General features: G+C 45.8%; 14 protein-coding genes and 1 pseudogene. 9 read left to right on the top strand and 6 right to left on the bottom strand.

Annotation, left to right across the window (positions count from 1 at the left end):
* Nucleotides 1–24: 24 nt before the first annotated feature.
* Entirely contained in the window at nt 25–2,751 is a 2,727-nt protein-coding gene (locus H8K38_RS17865) for an ankyrin repeat domain-containing protein (RefSeq protein WP_186886207.1), read from the bottom strand.
* A gap of 190 nt (nt 2,752–2,941) precedes the next feature.
* On the opposite strand from H8K38_RS17865, the gene H8K38_RS17860 reads away from it, so the two are divergent.
* The gene (locus H8K38_RS17860) at nt 2,942–3,868 is read left to right on the top strand and encodes a viperin family antiviral radical SAM protein (protein WP_186886206.1); all 927 of its coding nucleotides are present in this window, start codon (nt 2,942–2,944) and stop codon (nt 3,866–3,868) included.
* Nucleotides 3,869–4,235: 367 nt separating this feature from the next.
* On the opposite strand, the gene H8K38_RS17855 is transcribed toward H8K38_RS17860, so the two are convergent.
* The 4 genes from H8K38_RS17855 to H8K38_RS17840 all read right to left on the bottom strand — a co-directional run bounded on the left by H8K38_RS17855 (nt 4,236) and on the right by H8K38_RS17840 (nt 6,994).
* Nucleotides 4,236–4,955, bottom strand: coding sequence for an SOS response-associated peptidase (locus H8K38_RS17855; protein WP_255423070.1), 720 nt, complete (start codon nt 4,953–4,955; stop codon nt 4,236–4,238).
* Nucleotides 4,933–6,198 (bottom strand): Y-family DNA polymerase, encoded by a 1,266-nt coding sequence (locus H8K38_RS17850; RefSeq protein WP_186886205.1) that lies wholly within the window; start codon nt 6,196–6,198, stop codon nt 4,933–4,935. Before H8K38_RS17850 ends, H8K38_RS17855 begins: the two co-directional genes overlap by 23 nt.
* A gap of 8 nt (nt 6,199–6,206) precedes the next feature.
* Complete coding sequence (locus H8K38_RS17845) at nt 6,207–6,632, bottom strand: LexA family transcriptional regulator (RefSeq protein ID WP_186886204.1); 426 nt, start codon at nt 6,630–6,632, stop codon at nt 6,207–6,209.
* A gap of 161 nt (nt 6,633–6,793) precedes the next feature.
* Entirely contained in the window at nt 6,794–6,994 is a 201-nt protein-coding gene (locus H8K38_RS17840; protein ID WP_186886203.1) for an AbrB/MazE/SpoVT family DNA-binding domain-containing protein, read from the bottom strand.
* A gap of 447 nt (nt 6,995–7,441) precedes the next feature.
* Here H8K38_RS17840 and istA point away from each other — a divergent pair.
* The 5 genes and pseudogenes from istA to H8K38_RS17810 form a co-directional block, all read left to right on the top strand.
* Nucleotides 7,442–8,188, top strand: a pseudogene (istA, locus tag H8K38_RS17830) (IS21 family transposase); the annotation flags it as partial.
* Nucleotides 8,189–8,309: 121 nt separating this feature from the next.
* Nucleotides 8,310–9,302, top strand: a complete 993-nt coding sequence (locus tag H8K38_RS17825) for a helix-turn-helix transcriptional regulator (RefSeq protein WP_186886201.1) — start codon at nt 8,310–8,312, stop codon at nt 9,300–9,302.
* Between the two features lie 17 nt (nt 9,303–9,319).
* The gene (locus tag H8K38_RS17820; RefSeq protein WP_255423069.1) at nt 9,320–9,592 is read left to right on the top strand and encodes a hypothetical protein; all 273 of its coding nucleotides are present in this window, start codon (nt 9,320–9,322) and stop codon (nt 9,590–9,592) included.
* Between the two features lie 41 nt (nt 9,593–9,633).
* Entirely contained in the window at nt 9,634–10,413 is a 780-nt protein-coding gene (locus tag H8K38_RS17815; RefSeq protein WP_186886200.1) for a hypothetical protein, read from the top strand.
* A gap of 189 nt (nt 10,414–10,602) precedes the next feature.
* On the top strand, nt 10,603–13,350 hold the full coding sequence (locus H8K38_RS17810) for a hypothetical protein (protein ID WP_186886199.1): 2,748 nt from the start codon (nt 10,603–10,605) through the stop codon (nt 13,348–13,350).
* A gap of 35 nt (nt 13,351–13,385) precedes the next feature.
* Here H8K38_RS17810 and H8K38_RS17805 read toward each other — a convergent pair whose 3' ends face one another.
* On the bottom strand, nt 13,386–13,553 hold the full coding sequence (locus H8K38_RS17805) for a hypothetical protein (protein WP_186886198.1): 168 nt from the start codon (nt 13,551–13,553) through the stop codon (nt 13,386–13,388).
* Between the two features lie 113 nt (nt 13,554–13,666).
* Between H8K38_RS17805 and H8K38_RS17800 the strand changes: the two genes are divergently transcribed.
* The 3 genes from H8K38_RS17800 (at nt 13,667) to H8K38_RS17790 (ending at nt 16,038) form a co-directional block, all read left to right on the top strand.
* On the top strand, nt 13,667–14,026 hold the full coding sequence (locus H8K38_RS17800; RefSeq protein WP_186886197.1) for a hypothetical protein: 360 nt from the start codon (nt 13,667–13,669) through the stop codon (nt 14,024–14,026).
* A 226-nt stretch (nt 14,027–14,252) separates the two neighbouring features.
* Nucleotides 14,253–14,693, top strand: coding sequence for a helix-turn-helix transcriptional regulator (locus H8K38_RS17795; RefSeq protein ID WP_186886196.1), 441 nt, complete (start codon nt 14,253–14,255; stop codon nt 14,691–14,693).
* Nucleotide 14,694: 1 nt separating this feature from the next.
* Nucleotides 14,695–16,038 carry a type II toxin-antitoxin system HipA family toxin gene (locus tag H8K38_RS17790; RefSeq protein WP_186886195.1) on the top strand — a complete coding sequence of 448 codons (1,344 nt, stop codon included), beginning with the start codon at nt 14,695–14,697 and terminating at the stop codon, nt 16,036–16,038.
* Nucleotides 16,039–16,185: the final 147 nt, after the last annotated feature.

Raw genomic sequence — 16,185 nt, 5'->3', positions numbered from 1 at the left:
GTGGTATTCGTGGGACTGCATATTTCAATGTGTTGATAAAATTGAATACACCTTTTTAAAATCATCGATCGTCGCAATTGTTCGGTGCTCACCACTCATGAATTTATGATGTTGCTGCCAAATACTTGGAATGGCTAGGAGTTCGGCAATATCAACTGCAGATTTGCCGTCTGTATTCATGTGGACGCTTAGTTGAGGTGCGCTTGAAATTAATGTCTTAATGATCGCCGGTTGTCCAAATTTAACAGCAGTGTGCAGCACCGATTGATTGCCATCGGAGTATATATTTGCGACTTCTTGATCCTTGCTCAGTATCGCCTCTACACACTGAAGCGAATTTGAGGCGATGGCAGCATGCAAAGCAGTCCTTCCATAAAAATCTTGCATTCTCAAATCAGCATTTTTCTCTATTAACGTATTAAGAACAATGATGTCTCCATGGTCTGCTGCGAGCATAGCTGGTGTTTGTTTCTTGAAATCAGACATATTTACTTGCTTAGGCCACCTGTTAATCAACAGGCATACTGCTTTTCGCCAATTAGAAATGAGCATTTCTAATTCACGTTTGATATTAAGGGGCACACGAGGGGTGAAATGGCAAAGTTTTTTCTCAAGTTCAAAAAGTAATTTTAGCCATGCCAATAGCGGCGTATTTCCTCGAACCTCTCTAAACTTCTTATCCTTCAACTTTGAATTATTCTCAAGCCAGTGGCTCAAGCCATCAAAATCTCCATTCAAAATGAAAGGCATGGTTCCTTCGGAAAATATTTCATATAACTCATTCGACAATGGTGCTATGCTTTCCTCATTCGGATAAGGCATATACAGCGACTCCCAAAAATAATTAGACATTTCGCATGCCGTATCCTCGAATGTTATATTTCCTTCATGGTATTCGAGTTCGCTATACACCAGAACATTTCTGAAATAATATTCATAGTTGTTGAGGTCAAAAGTTGTTGGCGGCTGTTCAACGACCAGTGCGAAACCATCACGCGCAATTTCTCCTCTTAATGATCCGAAGCCCGTTTTTTTACATGCTTCTAACGCTTCCTTAAAAAGACGCCTGGCATTCTCAAAATCATTGAAAGCAAGGTGATGTTTTGCCTCAAATTGCAATATCATAGGCGACCATGTATCCAATGTCGGATTTGCTTTTGCCTCGTCTAGAAGTGCTTCAACTTTTTTCTTGGCATTTTTATCGCGATATTTGCGATCATCATTGTTCAATAAATGATGTAACTCAATGCAAATAGCCCCCATCTTTTCTTGCGGCGAGTTTGCCAACTCTCGCATACGCGTGGCGGCGAGCTGACGTATTTTGAGGCTAATTTGATTATCGATAGCTAGTTGACCAGCAACCCAATAGCTATGGACACTTTGAAGTGTGCGCCATGGCGAGTGGGTTCTCAGTTTCTGTAAGCATTCCTTAAAAGAGTCATTCTCTTTTTTCTCAGTAACTAGTTTGGCTATGTTGCGTGCAACGATTAATTTTGCCGATTCAACATCATTTGCAGTATGGTCATCCAACGGCTTTCCTTGATGTTCATTGGGAAACAAGTGATTTAACCTGTTTACCAGCATTTCAACTTTGTTTTCTATCGACGGCATTATGGAAAGAAAAATTCCATATTTATCCCAATCGGGAATTTTACTTTCGAAGTATGCGTCCTCACTCAGTCGGTCATCACTCTGTTTGTAGGCCTCCATCGTAAGGTTGTAGGTAATTTGGTAAATTCCGAATAGCTGTAGTACTTTGTTAATTGAAAAATCCGTGCTTGTTTTATCAAAGTCGCTACCAGATAAAAAATTTCCTAAACGCAAATATCCATCCTGAACCGCACGTGCAACTAAGAACCGTTGGCGTAGCGTTTGTAACGTCGGTATTGCATATCGAATCGCTATTAGTTCAACAAATCGTTTTTTTTCTTCTTCATCGGCTTGGCCGTTTAGTATGTCTTCAATGCGGTTAGCCTGTGACATTGGAATTTGCTCGCGCAAAAGTTCAGCAGAAAGCTTTTTATGTTGAATAAAGTTGAGTGTAGATTGAAACTGCTCCTCAAAATTTAGATCTGTATCAAGTTTGAAGGCACCATTGAAAGTCAGTGCCTCTATATTGGAAAAATATAAATCAATGTTTCCTACACGCGGCACCACACCGTTAGCCCAACTTTCTAAAACACGTTGAATCGATTCTTGTTCGACACCTACATTAATGGATTTTTCTGCCGCATTTACTTTGCCCGCTAACCCTTGAGCAAGTTCGCTAATGTTCTGACCCAAAAGATCCAACAGCCAATTAAGAACTTGAGGCACAGGCATCTGTAATTCTTTTTTATTATTTTTTTCGATAACCGTAGGAAGGTACCAAAACTTTCCTCCAGGCATTCCAGCGTCGAGGATTTGATCAACACTCCAAAATGCAGCAATACGACCTAAGTAAGGCGCATATAAATGAGCAGCCATATTCCAGACTATTTGCTGCATGCTTGCTTCATAAGTCCAAACTGAACGCTCAATGTGATTATTAACGCGTAGTAGTTCGAGCAAGTTCTTGAGCGCATCAGGCATTGCCTGTTCATCCATATTTAACGCTTGAAAGATTTCTACAACGAGATCCGAAATAATTTTTTGATGTGTTTCAAGTGGTCGCTCTAATCCGATCAGTTCATTTTTTTTCTTTGGAGCACTCAGCCCAAGGCTTTGATGAACTTCTAAAAGGAGTACCTCGGTTGATGGAATAGTTGCCATTTTGAAATTTTTAAATACGTTAATAAAGACTGAATATTTACATCTGCGACAAACATCGTCACGGAAGCTTTATTTCCACCCCTTGTATGTCATGACAAAATTGGATGCGTGAAGGGGAAGGAAGGGAGCTTCGTTTTTTCTAGTGATGGAGATTTGTACATTATGGTTTTTATATCTAAGGGTAACCATTATGTACAAATCACAACACACAAATGAATTAGTCATCAATTGGCACATTACTGAGGCATGCAATTATTCATGTCGTTATTGCTATGCACACTGGAAGAAACCTGATTTAGGGCGTGAAATTATCCATGATGAGATTCGTTCGCGAAAGCTCATTGAAATGTTATTTCGCTTCTTTCGGACTGAGAATAAGAATAATTCACTTCATAATCGACTTGGATGGACTGGTATTCGGTTAAATATTGCTGGTGGAGAACCATTGCTATATGAGCAGAAAGTTATTCGCGTCATTCGAATTGCTCGTGAGCTTGGAATGAATGTTTCTATTATTACAAATGGAAGTAGATTGACTAAGCCGGTGATGGAGGAGATAGCATCAGACGTTTCGCTATTGGGTATCAGCCTTGATTCCAATAATAGCCAAATCAACAAAGAAATAGGTCGTATTGACAAGAAAGGACTGCTACTCAGAAGTCAAAGCTTAAAGGAAATTTTAATCTTAGGGCGGCAAATTAACCCCTTCATGCGATTGAAAGTTAACACTGTCGTGAATAGTTTGAATGCCAGTGAAGATATGTCCACTCTTATCCAGACTTTACAGCCAGAACGGTGGAAAGTCTTACGCATGCTTCCAGTACTAAACAGTGACTTGGCCGTTTCCGATGTTGAATTCAATAGTTTTATTGATCGCCATTTCGCCTTAAAAGATGTGATGTGCGTTGAAGATAATAGTGACATGACTGAGTCGTACATCATGGTCGATCCGTATGGGAGATTTTTTCAAAACAAGCCAAGCCAAAAAGGAGGGGGTTATCTCTATAGCGAACCGATCTTATCTAGTAGTGTTGAGGCAGCGTTTTCCCAGCTAAATTTTTCTGCTGAAAAATTTAGTGGTCGTTATGAGCAAATAAATGACGAGGTACTCGTATGAAATACAGTACCAACAAGGATATTAACGTTATTGTTCGCAATTTGATTCGCCAAGGATGGTCTTTTTCCTGGGGCGCGAAACATGGGCGATTAAGGCACCCACTCGGTCAACTGATGCTAACGGTACCAAAGACGCCGAGTGATAAGCGAGCTTTGTTAAATTTTTCACGAGATGTAAAACGAATTTTGATAGATTGAATCGACCATGCTTTAGTCTTCACTTTTGAGTTAATAATTTGGTCGGACAAGAGTCATGACGAGGCGGAAAGTATTATTAAGATTGGGCTGACAAGTGTTCTTTGATCCTTGTTAGCTCATCTCTGAGGTGGAAGATCGACTTGGCGTCAATAGTAATAGTCTTTCGGTGGCTAAAAGAGAGAGCTTTGACGTTCGACGTGCTGGTTTGCTTTTACTGCTTCGGCCTGCATTTCTGAGGCTGGATAGCAATGAAAGAATGAGCGGGCAAATTCTGTATTCTTACAACTGAGCCAATCGTCATAATGACGACGATGGATAATGACCAGTGAGCGTTTTTCATCTTCTGGTTTATGGAAGCGCTTCATCAGCGGGTGATCGTTGGCATTAATGGTGATCTGGGTGAATGAGTAACTTATTTTGGCACCCTCAATTTCATCCCATTCTTGATAGATCCCGGCAACCGCAAAATCAGCCTCGTCTTTCAGTCCGATCTTCCAGCGCTCTGCTTTACCTGACTCGTAGCAAGGTTCAAAAAAGTGTTGCATTGGTACTAGGCATAACATTCCTTCTCGCCATGGCTTTGCATAGGTGCGCAACTGACCGATTGTTTCGGCTCGCGCGTTCATTGTTGAATACCGCTTTGCTCCAATAGGCATCTTGTCCTTGGGAATCATGCCATAGGATGCCAGCATGACCTCGCGCTCACCATGATTATCGTGCCGAATAATCGGCGCGGCGTAATCCTGCCATGTCTCTGCTTTGTAATCGTCCAGCTGCTGGCCGTTGACGCCAAAGTCAGCTAGGGCTTCTTTGCGAGTGGGAGTGTAGTTGACACACATGTGGCGATCTTGAAGAAAAAGTTTTATCTTAGTCGCAAACAGGTAATTCATTCCAGTTTGTCGTGTATTCCGGCGACTTGTTCTCTTGTCGCATCTTCCATGAATGTCGGGAGCCATCCAGGCTTAGCTTTAGCGTGCCCTTACCGTAACGCTGATTGATCCTATCCAGCGTTTGCATTAGTTCAGGCTTTTCTGGTACTGACGCGAACATATCTGCCTGATACACCGATGCGTTGCTGATGTCGCTCAGAATGACTCCTGCTTTTTTGTAATGGTAACCCGCTCTGAAAATCACCTTCAACCCTTGCAGTGCATACTTTTGCAGCGTCATCGTATTGGCGGTCGGTGTGATCAGAGGGATGGCGAGGTGGGGAGAGTATTGCTCCTGATCTTGGCGAAACCGGTTGGTCAGTATGAAAATTTGCAACATGTTGGCAACAGAGTTTTGATCGCGTAGTTTCTTGGCTGCGTTGCTGACGAAATGACTCAGGGCATCTTCAAGGTCAGCTAACTCAGTCACCATATTTCCGAACGACCGGCTGTTAATAATTTGTTGTTTGCTCGGTGTGACATCTTCGAATTCAATACATGCCTCCCCGCGCAGTTCACGGATGGTTTTTTCCATGACGACGCCGAAGCGTTTGCGTAGCGATGGGACATCAGCATCACGTAGCTGTAAGACGTTCACAATCCCCATATCGTTTAATGCCGCTGTCAGTTTGCGACCAATACCCCAGACTTCTTCTGTTGGGATATTGCGTAAAACGCTGCTCATTTGTTGTGATGTGAGTGTGTTGAAGTTAAACACGCCCTTTGATTTTGGGTGCCGCTTTGCAACGAAGTTCGCCAGCTTCGCCAGGGTTTTGGATGGCCCGACACCCACGCAGACTGGTATGCCGGTATCTCGCTTTACTTGCTCGCGCACGGTCTGCATGAGTTCTGCAATATTTGGCAGGCCCGTCAGCTCCAGAAAGGATTCATCAATGCTATAGATTTCCTGATCGGGGGCAAACTGGCGCAGCAGCGTCATTACCCGATTGCTCATATCGGCATACAGCACATAGTTCGAAGAGAAGACTTCAATGCCGTGCTCTTTCACCAAATCGCGAATTTGAAATACTGGCACGCCCATCTTCACACCCAGAGCCTTGGCTTCATTGCTACGGGAAACCGCGCACCCATCGTTATTCGACAGCACAATGACTGGCTTGTTTTGCAGATCCGGACGGAATACTCGTTCGCAACTGACATAAAAGTTATTGCAATCGACAAGTGCAATGCTACGCACAGGCATGGGGAATCTCAGACGTTAAGTAACTTATGCAGATTAAACGTGACAACACCCCAGATACACAGCTCGTGACCTTCAGACAGTTCGATAATAGGGAAGCTAGGATTCTCCGGGACAAGCTTGATAACGCCGCCACGCTTGTATAGCCGTTTGACGGTAAATTCATCGTCGATGACTGCAAGGACGATCTGATTGTGCAGGGGAGTAATTGATCTATCGACGACCAACGTATCTCCATCGTAAATGCCTATGCCCAGCATTGATTCGCCGCGCACACGGAACAGATACGACGCTTGCTCATTGATCAGCAGATGCTCATTCAGATTGATACGCTTCTGTGCGTAGTCCGCAGCTGGCGATGGGAAGCCAGCATGCACCGGACTATCAAATAACGTCAGACTTGAAGCTGTACTGGAAAAAGGAATGGGTGCATTCATGATTAGATGCTGTATATATAATCAGTATATGAGAATGCTCAGCAAAAATCAAGTTTGACCTCCTGGCGAGCAGTCATTTGACCTTATGCCATTCACAGTTGTCATTTGGATAGACTAAAAACAAGTGCATTCCTAAAGAGATATCGTCTTATCTATTTGATTTATGTATTTAACGTATTTACTTTTCTCATCAGTAACTTCAATTTGTCTTCAGAGACCTCAACCTGAACCGAATCACCAATATGTAAATCCAATTGCGCCAATAGATCGTCTGGCAACTCAATCATCATATCGCCGCTCCCATCGCCAGTATCGATTAAGCTTGCTGTCCACCGGGTAGGAACTGTGTTGGTTGAAGTCATTATTTTGCCTCGCGGAATAAGGTTCGAAATGCACGTGCCTCCATGGTAGCAAATTGGGGATGAATGACAATGTCATCACTGAGACGTGCCCTCAATCCGGCTTGAACAGGTTCGTCATCGTCGAGATCATGTAGCGTGAAAACGATCTCTTTTTTGGTATGTATTCCCAGGTGCCGGAAAAATGCCTGAAATCCTGGCTTGTCAAACAGCGTGCAATACTTTCCAGATTAGAGGTGGAAACAGCGTCCAATAGTTTCCACCTCAGTATGTCACCATCCGGTATTTTTGCCGGGGGTATCAGGAGTGTTTTACATGGACATTATTTACGAAATTCGCAGGCGCCATACCATACAAAATCAAACGATCTCTGCCATTGCTCGGGACATGGGGCTTTCCCGGCCCACCGTGCGCAAACACCTCAAGACCGTCACATAGCCCAAGTATGAACGGGCACAACCTGCCGCTCCCAAACTCGGCCAATTTGAAACACAGCTCATCCAATGGCTGGAGCAAGAAGCCTGTCTTACCCGTTCCCGCCGTCGCTCCGCACATCGATTGTTCGAAGGTTTGCAGGACCTTGGCTATGGCGGTGCCTACGATAGCGTGCAACGCTTTGTGAAGCGCTGGAAGACTCACAAGCATGGCCCCAGACTCACTGACGCCTTCGTCCCCTTGCTATTCCAAGCCGGTGACGCCTGCCAGTTTGACTGGAGTCTGGAGCAAGTTGAACTCGGCGGTGTGATGCAATCCATTGAAGTCGCGCATTTCCGCTTAGCGTATAGCCGTCAGATGTTCGTGGTGGCCTACCCAAGAGAGACGCAGGAAATGGTGCTCGATGCCCATAATCGGGCCTTTGCTTTCTTTGGCGGCGTTCCCGCCCGACTCATCTACGACAACCTCAAGACCGTTGTCGACACCGTCTATACAGGTAAAGAGCGCCAATTTAACCGGCGCTTCTTAAGCTTGGCCAATCATTATCTGTTTGAACCCGTCGCCTGTACACCTGCCTCTGGCTGGGAGAAGGGGCAAGTCGAGAATCAGGTCGGCAACGTGCGGGAATGGCTATTTACGCCTTTAGTGCGCTTTGCGTCCTTCTCAGAATTGAATGACTGGCTCAGCATCCGTTGTCACGAGTTGGCACACCGCCGCCATCCCACGCAAACCGAGCGTACGATCGCAGCTTACATTTCATAAACCAATAGCTTTAAATTCATTTAATAATGATTTATTCCATATATTCCACCATATATGCTTGATTTTTAAAATTTGCTTTGCTAGAATTTAATTATTCTACATATGAGGGAATTTATAGAACATGGATCATTTTACAAAAGACGATTTACTGAATGAAATCCGAGGCTTTATGTGGGCTTTGGCGGATAGTTTGGAGCGTGTTTACGCACCTAATATAGGCTGGGCATTGCTCGGGATTGAGCGCGAAAGATTTCCAGCAATGATGAGTGGCGATTCTTACGCCTATCCATTCGGTGTAATGAATCTGGAATTAAAGGACATCGATCCCACCAAATTCCTGGTAACCAACGTTATTCTCGAAATGTATGACTATGGCGTAGATGGTCTTCGGCGCGACATCACTCACAATTGGATTGACTTTGCGACTGACACTGAAGCATTTATCTTAGGATTGCTTAACTTTCCTTTACTCAACGAAAGTGGTGTCCAGTACAGCCTCCGGTTGACTTCACATGTACTCCGTTTGGCAACCGCACGATGGAAACTCGATGACGAAGAAGGTATGTCTGCTATTGACCTCGAGGTCTCCGAACCCGTGTACTCCGGAGTATTGACGCTCAATGAAGTAGCTTTGCTCGCCAGTATGGATGAAAAAAGCGTCCGCAACGCAACCAACCCCAAGCTAAAAAATCATTTAAAGACCTTTAATCGCGGCACGCGTACTTACGTTAATGCACAAGACGCTCGTGAATGGCTTGTCGGTCGCAGGGGTTTTAAACCAACCGTAAATATTGACTCAGACGCAGAGCGAGACCTCGAGAAGGTGGGCTTTTTTTCGGCGACTGATTTTGGATCCTATATCAGGAAGCAAAGAGAAAAGAAAAATCTCAAGATAGCAGACATTGCTGAAAAATTAGCACTGCCGGACTGGCCACAAGAGCGGCTAACCGCAATAGAAGAAGGAAGTTTTGTCATGGACCGAAAGATGTATGGAGCACTAGCCAAAATCCTTTGTATTGAAAAGAAGGCGTTACTTGTCGCCAGCCTCGCACTGCACCAAAGGCTTGAGCGAGCTGCCCTTGAAGGCTATCTGGAAGACGACACGACAGATTAACTTTCGAGGAAACCATCATGAAACTGACACAACACGCAGCACTGCGCGCGAAAGAACGCGCAATTCCCCCAATTCTAGTGGACCTGTTGATGAGTTACGGTGCAACCGAAAAGGCTGGGGAAGGTGCGATTACCTACTACTTCGACAAAGCTTCGAAGCGACGTTTCCGTACATACGCTGGGCCGCTTGCCAACAAGCTTGAAGAACACCTAGATTGCTATCTGGTAGCCAGTGCAGAGGGACAGGTCATTACGGTTGGTCATCGGTACAAACGAATCAAGCATCAGTAATCACTATTTTGTTTAACTCAAAAAGTAAAAATAGAAAACACATGGAAAACAATCTTTTTTCAAAATACGCTTCCAGCATTCGCGCACTCAATCTGGAAAAAATTAGTAATGCCCAATCTATTCCTTCCGACTTTTTACTAGGTAAGGACGGTGAGCTGAGCACGCATTACATCCCATTCGACTACGTGAATACGAAGGCTAAAGTTGTACTGGTCGGTATCACGCCAGGCTTTACGCAATGGAAAAATGCGATGATCGAGGCACAAAAGCAGTTGCTTAGCGGCGCCTCAGAAAATTCGGCATGGATTGCAGCCAAGCGGACCGGTGCCTTTAGCGGAACCATGCGAAACAACTTGATCAACTTGCTCGATGCAATCGGGGTCAATACTTGGCTGGGTATCGGATGTTGTGATGCACTCTTTTCGAGCCACTCAGATCTGGTGCAAACGACGTCGATCCTTCGTCATCCTGTGTTCATCAAAGGAGATAATTACAATGGTTCTCCCAGCATGATACGCACGCCATTTTTGCGTGACCAGATCTTAGCGCATTTTTCCCAAGAGGCAGCCCAGCTCAACGATCCGGTATTTATTCCACTTGGCCCCAAAGTAACAGAGACCATGGCTTGGCTCGCCGAGCAAGGCGTCATCAATAAGGACAGAATTCTGGATGGACTACCACACCCTTCCGGCGCAAATGCAGAACGAATCGCCTATTTTCTAGGCCGAAAAGAAAAAAGTGCCCTGTCTGTCAAAACTAACGCAGCGCAACTCGACACATTGAAAAGTACCCTTATGTTAAGGGTGGCGTCCTTGACTTAAGTAGCACCGTATCCGCCCATGTTAATGGGCGGATCAGGCAAAGTAAAATTACAATGAACAGAGGGCTAAAAATGATGAAAAACTATGTCCAATACCATAACGCAACGAAACAAGGGGCAGTGAAGCCTGATCGTATCCTCCGGTGCGGGGCTGCACGTCTACTTCACTTTTGCACAGCAGTTTCCGACAATGGATTACTGGCAGGTAGGTGCGAAAGCCTTACGTAAGGCGTCTGAGGAGTTTGGTCTTCGCATTGACCCGGGTATTACCATCGACCGTGCCAGGATTCTACGTCCTATCGGTTCGTTGCATCCAAGCGGTAAGCATGTGCGCGTGGTGTTTGACGGCCAATCGCATAACGACATGGTTGGCATGTTCAAGGCACTTTCAGCAAAAGTAAGTCTGGAGCGCGATAAGCCACAGAAGAAGCACAGTATCAATGATGATCTATTCGTGCCACCTCCAGCGTCGTCAATCAAGAAAATAGCATCGAAGTGCGGGTGGGTAGCTGACGCACTGGCAGCAGAAGGCAGAGTACCGGAGCCAGAGTGGAGAGCGATGCTTGGACTCATTAAACTCACAGTGGAAGGTGAAGCCTTCGCCCACAAATGGTCTAGCGGCGCAGATAGTTACACGTATGAAGAAACACAAAAGAAGCTAGATAAATGGGTAGTCGGCGCACCTAGCTGCGCATCTGCCGGAAGCCCCAGGTGTAAGACTTGCGAACACAACGGCAAGATTAAGGGGCCGTATTCACTTGGATACATTACGGTAGGAGAGAGTGTTACCGTTCCAAAGTCTGCTGTCGATGTGCCGGAAGGTGTTTCTTCGCTGATGTTATCTGGTGACGATGACGCGCGTATCGGTAAGAAAGAGACCAGTGCCGGAAATGAAACTGCGGTAGAGATCGTTGGAGGGAAACGCACCAAAGAACAGATGATCGAGGACGTAACCAAGCTATGCCAGCGCAAGAAGCTGATAAAAGCTGGTCTGGTTCCTGACACTTTCCCCAGCGTAGCGAAGTTAGCTGAACACAATTCGGCGTTCTTCTTTTTCCTGCGCGGTTCTGAGAGCGGCATTGCTTTGTATGTCGCATACCAGAAAGAAGTGAACATTGCTGGCGAAAAGGTCGTGCGTACTTTCACTCAAGTTTTGACAGAGCAGCCTTTCTATATGGCTGCTCACGCGCAGGGCGAAGTCGCCGGGTCTGAGGTCAGTGTGCATCATATCCACCAATACCGTCAGGAAGGCGACATAAAAAGACGACCGGTGTGGAAGTACCGGAATGTTCCAGTTACGGACTTTTCAGAGAACTCCACGTTTAAAAAACAGTTGTCGGAAATGGGTATCTCCTATGCCGACACATCTAAGATGGCTCAGATTACTGACATGCTACAACAATTCGCACAAGCTAATTTAGGTATGCTGCGGCGCTCCGACACAGCGGTGCAGATCAGCAACCACATGGGGTTTCAGTTCAACCCTGCCACCAAAGAACCGATCTATGTACAAGGATACTATTCTGTCGGCGTAGACGGAGAAGTCAAGCCATGCTCACTTGGCAGCGACCTACGGCAGTTTGCAAAACGGTTTGAAATGAACTGCATCAGCTCCGATGATTTACGCGCCTACCGGGGCGACGCTTACAACGAGGTAATCAAACCTGCGGCGCAGCAGTATTGCGAAGGGGTACGCCGCATGTATGGTAAGAAGGATAAGTCGAAGTTTGCATTGGCCTGGCTGCTGGGCGTATCTAGCCCATACCTCACCTTCGTCACCGACGAGGAACCATCCCCAAACAGCAATATCATGCCGGGTATGGGCGTCGCTCTCAGCCTGTATTCCATTGGCTCCGGCCTGGGTAAGACCAGCTTGCAAAAAGTTATCATCGCTGGCTACGCAGCACCGGAAAAAAACAAAGCAGGCGGTAACAAAGAAACCGGCATGAGCACAATCGCTCTCGGAATCAACCTGTCTCAGTTGGGTTCCATTCCGTTCATGCTGGACGAAGTAACCAACAACGATGCAGAGACAGCATCGCAACTGATTCACAAAATATCATCCGGCAGGGATAAAAGCAGGGGAACCTCAGTAGGCAAAGCAGCACCGCGCACCGGCACCTGGGCGTCTGTTACCACCATGTCGACCAATGTGTCACAGCGCACTCTGATCTCTCAGCACCGCGAAGCCAGCACAGCAGAACAGATGCGTGTCATTGAAATTTGTTTCGACGGGGTGCAGCGCGGCGAATCAACGGAGTGGATGGATGACTACAATAACTTCATCCTTGCAAATCAGGGTGCGCTTGGTCTTATGCTCGGTCGTTTCGGTGTGAAAAATTGGGCAGTGATGCGTAAGACTGCGATGGAGCTGCTTAAACAGATAGAAGAAAAATACAAAATTACTTCTGGGGAACGGTACTTCGCTAAGGTGTTCACCGCTGCGCTGCTGACTTTATCCGTTATGGAAAAGGCAGGGATGAAGCCGGTTGATCGTAACATCATCTTTGAGGAGTTCAACAACACACTGCTAGATGTGCGTACCTATCTGCGTGATGCAGTTATGGATGACACCGGCAGTATCGAAGACCTGATTCAGAAAGTATTGCCTCGCGTACTGATGACAGCTACACAGCATGATCGCAGGTCAGAGAATAGCAGCAAGGGCAATCAAGGTCAGGTATATGACCTTGTACACAACCCAGAGGTCATTCGTCTTGGCATATCTGGTCGCTACATCGCGGCGGATAAACGGATGCTGATCTCGATCAAGCAAGCAAAAGCCTGGGCGATCAAGGGCGGGCACGATCTGAGCCTGTTGATGAAAAATTGGGAGAAGGCCGGAGTGCTTATCACACTGCAACCAGGGCAGCACAGCCGACCACGCCGTATCAGCGCAGGTAAGCGCGATATGCCAGCCAGACGAGCCAGCCTTTGACGTTGTATCAGACACGTTATCCATCGCAATATCCTTTAAATTATGGGCAATATCAACACTTCAACTATGTAGTCGTAGCCACCACCAAAGCCATCTTGATCATTACCCGCAGGTTTTAACGATTGCACCAGCATACGAGTATTAGGCGGAAGCAATAATTCATCTTCCGGCGTATTTCTCGATAGCACGCTGCCGTCTTCCATAGAACCATAGCCGACGTAAAGACCTTTAACGCCATGCCCGCCCGTTATCTTGTTTCAATCCGCATCCGGCAATAAGATCGGATGATACCGACAAAATCACGGCGACCGTGAAAATGTCGCAAAGTTTCAATCCGCAACCGGGACTAAGACCGGGTGATACTGTATTGAGCCGATTTCGTGGTGCCCCAGAAATTTTTAACGAGAGCAAGCACACGTCAGCGGAAGATCATCTTTGGAATACGGCAGTCACGTTGCGAATTAAGCCTGACAGCAGACTATATGTAGCTCAGCAAGAGATTATTGCGCGAGACTTTGATATGAGAGATGGTTGTCTGGAAGTGAATACGCTTGCACCATTGGTTGAATATATGTTGCGTGCATTCAATATCGATCCTCGCAAACAGGAAATGCTTCCGGAAGCACAGCAGATAGTCGTGGAGAATTTTCGAGAGATTGAAAAATATTTGTTTTAATTCGCGCACTCTACCTTTGTGAAGCAACTGGGAATCGAGATTAAATCGTATCCTGAATACAACAGAAAACACCGAGCTAGCAGTTGAGTTTTCTCTTGCCTTAAACAATCTTTAAGCTGTAAATACATAATACAGTTAATTAGTTGTATTATGCATTTACATTATTTAAGTTGTATTTTTTATTTACAACCCCTATTCTGTAGATATTAAATACAAGATACGTAATATGGACTACCCCATCAAAACTCTGCAGCAGATTCGACCTATACTTGTCGGACTCCGTAAACAGGCGGGACTATCTCAAACGGATGTAGCGTCACTACTTGGCGTAACTCAGCAGAGCTACGCCAAGATCGAAGCAAACCCGACAACCACAAGCGTCGAACGGCTGTTTATGATCTTGCGGCTTCTTGGAAGCGAGATTGTTCTAACTCAAAACACTCAACTCTCTGACATATCGGGGGCAACTGTCTCCGCTACCAGAAAACAACATACAACTGCTCAGCTAAAGCAAGCTGACAACGAGAAACCCTCCGACGTAATTGCCTCAACCTCGAAAAAGTTGCGCTCCACTGCAACATCTGAACACAAGGTAACTTCGATGAAAGGCAGTCGCCCTGCCCCATCGAAGATTATCTCGCCATCAATGAAAAAGGAGCGCTGGTAAAGTGGGGAGACGAGCACACACACAACGGTTGAATATTTGGCTGAACGGAACACCTGTAGGTTATTGGGACGCCCGACCCGGTCAACATTCTCTGACGTATTTCGAAGAATGGCTTTCTGACGAAGATAGCCGTCCCCTATCGCTTTCACTACCATTTAAGCCAAATAACGAACCGTACCGTGGTGCCCTTGTTCAAAATTACTTTGACAATCTATTACCGGATAGTGTGTCAATACGCCGTCGGATAGCGCAACACTTCAAAACAGACGGTATAGAACCTTATCAATTATTGGCTGCGGTTGGTCGTGACTGTGTAGGTGCTATCCAATTATTGCCTGAAGATGAAAGTCCAAGCGATCTCTTTCGTATCGACGGAAGTCCTTTAAATGAGGCCCAAGTCGCAGCATTACTCCGAAATGCTGTCTCAGTTCGACCTCTCGGACAGATAGAGGATCATTCCGATCTTCGCTTATCGATTGCTGGTGCTCAAGAGAAAAGTGCACTCTTATGGCATCAAAATCAGTGGCAAAGACCGGCGGGAAGCACACCCACTACTCATATCCTTAAATTGCCACTGGGTTTAGTCGGCGCAATGCGAGCTGATATGTTTACATCCGTGGAAAACGAGTGGCTTTGTTCCAAAATTATGCAAGGCTTTGAACTCCCTGTTGCCAACTGCGACATCGCTCAATTTGAAGACATGAAGGTGTTGGTTGTAGAGCGATTCGATCGAAGGCTTGCAGAAGATGGTAGTTGGATTGTACGTCTGCCTCAGGAGGATTTTTGTCAGGCGACAGGAACGTCGCCTGACAAAAAATACCAATCGGATGGGGGGCCTGGAATTACAGACATTATGAAGATTCTCTTCGGCTCTGGTCAGTCTCATCAGGACAGGTTTAATTTTTTTAAAACGCAACTGGTGTTTTGGCTATTAGCGGCGACCGATGGCCATGCAAAGAACTTTAGTATTTTCCATCGACCAGGTAATCAATTTCAGGCAACCCCTTTGTACGATATCCTATCCGCGCACCCAGTAATCGGCGGGAAAAAGAATCATATAGCTCCACAGAAAGCAAAATTAGCGATGGCCGTACGAGGCTCAGAAAACTATTATTTGCTTTCACAAATACAGCGTCGGCATTGGATAAATCACGCCAAGATAGTCGGATTAGGAGCCGCGGCTGCAGAGCAAATGATTGGAGATGTACTAGACAAGGTAGAGGCCGTGGTCAATGCGACATATGCGCAGATCCCCGAAGGGTTTCCCATGTATCTTGCGGACTTAATTTTACAAGGCATGTTAAATCAATGTGCAATCTTAAAACGCATGCCACCTGGGTGTTAACGCACAAAAAAATAAATGCACACGAAGCAATCGCGTGTGTCCTACTTTTTTTGCCACGGTATAGTGTTCGCCAACAGATGTACGTTAAAACCAAACAAACTTACGACCACTGAGAGCAGTGGTAGTTTGATGGTCAACCAAGGGGAG

The sequence above is a fragment of the Undibacterium sp. FT79W genome (genome assembly GCF_014284215.1).
GTDB lineage: Bacteria > Pseudomonadota > Gammaproteobacteria > Burkholderiales > Burkholderiaceae_D > Undibacterium > Undibacterium aquatile.
The sequence above is the reverse complement of the archived record's forward strand: the minus strand, read 5'-3'. Positions and strand labels throughout refer to the sequence as shown.

Bases quoted from the DNA above. Each gene is read 5' to 3' on its own strand.
- H8K38_RS17865 (WP_186886207.1), bottom strand. From the start codon at position 2,751: ATGGCAACTATTCCATCAACCGAGGTACTCCTTTTAGAAGTTCATCAA.
- H8K38_RS17860 (WP_186886206.1), top strand. From the start codon at position 2,942: ATGTACAAATCACAACACACAAATGAATTAGTCATCAATTGGCACATT.
- H8K38_RS17855 (WP_255423070.1), bottom strand. From the start codon at position 4,955: ATGAATTACCTGTTTGCGACTAAGATAAAACTTTTTCTTCAAGATCGC.
- H8K38_RS17850 (WP_186886205.1), bottom strand. From the start codon at position 6,198: ATGCCTGTGCGTAGCATTGCACTTGTCGATTGCAATAACTTTTATGTC.
- H8K38_RS17845 (WP_186886204.1), bottom strand. From the start codon at position 6,632: ATGAATGCACCCATTCCTTTTTCCAGTACAGCTTCAAGTCTGACGTTA.
- H8K38_RS17840 (WP_186886203.1), bottom strand. From the start codon at position 6,994: ATGACTTCAACCAACACAGTTCCTACCCGGTGGACAGCAAGCTTAATC.
- H8K38_RS17825 (WP_186886201.1), top strand. From the start codon at position 8,310: ATGGATCATTTTACAAAAGACGATTTACTGAATGAAATCCGAGGCTTT.
- H8K38_RS17820 (WP_255423069.1), top strand. From the start codon at position 9,320: ATGAAACTGACACAACACGCAGCACTGCGCGCGAAAGAACGCGCAATT.
- H8K38_RS17815 (WP_186886200.1), top strand. From the start codon at position 9,634: ATGGAAAACAATCTTTTTTCAAAATACGCTTCCAGCATTCGCGCACTC.
- H8K38_RS17810 (WP_186886199.1), top strand. From the start codon at position 10,603: ATGGATTACTGGCAGGTAGGTGCGAAAGCCTTACGTAAGGCGTCTGAG.
- H8K38_RS17805 (WP_186886198.1), bottom strand. From the start codon at position 13,553: ATGGAAGACGGCAGCGTGCTATCGAGAAATACGCCGGAAGATGAATTA.
- H8K38_RS17800 (WP_186886197.1), top strand. From the start codon at position 13,667: ATGTCGCAAAGTTTCAATCCGCAACCGGGACTAAGACCGGGTGATACT.
- H8K38_RS17795 (WP_186886196.1), top strand. From the start codon at position 14,253: ATGGACTACCCCATCAAAACTCTGCAGCAGATTCGACCTATACTTGTC.